The organism is Janthinobacterium psychrotolerans, from assembly GCF_001677885.1.
Taxonomy (GTDB): domain Bacteria; phylum Pseudomonadota; class Gammaproteobacteria; order Burkholderiales; family Burkholderiaceae_D; genus Janthinobacterium; species Janthinobacterium psychrotolerans.
In genome coordinates this window covers 1-1,058 of sequence record NZ_LOCQ01000004.1, presented here as the reverse complement: position 1 = coordinate 1,058, position 1,058 = coordinate 1, and the positions used below count along the sequence as shown (strand labels likewise).

Annotated in this window: 1 rRNA gene; it reads left to right on the top strand. The window is 51.4% G+C overall.

The annotated features are described in order from the left end of the window. Positions 1-1,058, top strand: a 23S ribosomal RNA gene (locus ASR47_RS00040); the annotation flags it as partial.

Here is a 1,058-nt window from a genome sequence, read left to right as displayed (position 1 = left end):
TAGGGAAGCCGTAGAGAAATCGAGTCCGAATAGGGCGATCAGTCGCTGGGTGTAGACCCGAAACCAAGTGATCTACTCATGGCCAGGATGAAGGTGCGGTAACACGCCCTGGAGGTCCGAACCCACTAATGTTGAAAAATTAGGGGATGAGCTGTGGGTAGGGGTGAAAGGCTAAACAAACTTGGAAATAGCTGGTTCTCTCCGAAAACTATTTAGGTAGTGCCTCAAGTATCACCATCGGGGGTAGAGCACTGTTATGGCTAGGGGGTCATTGCGACTTACCAAACCATTGCAAACTCCGAATACCGATGAGTGCGAGCTTGGGAGACAGACGTCGGGTGCTAACGTCCGGCGTCAAGAGGGAAACAACCCAGACCGCCAGCTAAGGTCCCAAAGATTGGCTAAGTGGAAAACGAAGTGGGAAGGCTAAAACAGTCAGGATGTTGGCTTAGAAGCAGCCATCATTTAAAGAAAGCGTAATAGCTCACTGATCGAGTCGTCCTGCGCGGAAGATGTAACGGGGCTAAGCCAGTCACCGAAGCTGCGGATATTGTTCTGTGATTTATCACAGATAGATATGGTAGGAGAGCGTTCTGTAAGCCTGCGAAGGTGTCTTGTAAAGGATGCTGGAGGTATCAGAAGTGCGAATGCTGACATGAGTAGCGATAATGGGGGTGAAAAGCCTCCACGCCGTAAGCCCAAGGTTTCCTGTTCAACGTTCATCGGAGCAGGGTGAGTCGGCCCCTAAGGCGAGGCAGAGATGCGTAGCTGATGGGAAGCAGGTTAATATTCCTGCACCGTCGTATGATGCGATGGGGGGACGGATCGCGGAAGGTTGTCCAACTGTTGGAATAGTTGGTTTTTGGCTCATAGAAGGCGCTTAGGCAAATCCGGGCGCAGGATTCAAGGGGATGGGACGAGTGAGCTTGCTCACGAAGCAATCGGAAGTGGTTCCAAGAAAAGCCTCTAAGCTTCAGTCATACGAGACCGTACCGCAAACCGACACAGGTGGGCGAGATGAGTATTCTAAGGCGCTTGAGAGAACTCGGGAGAAGGAA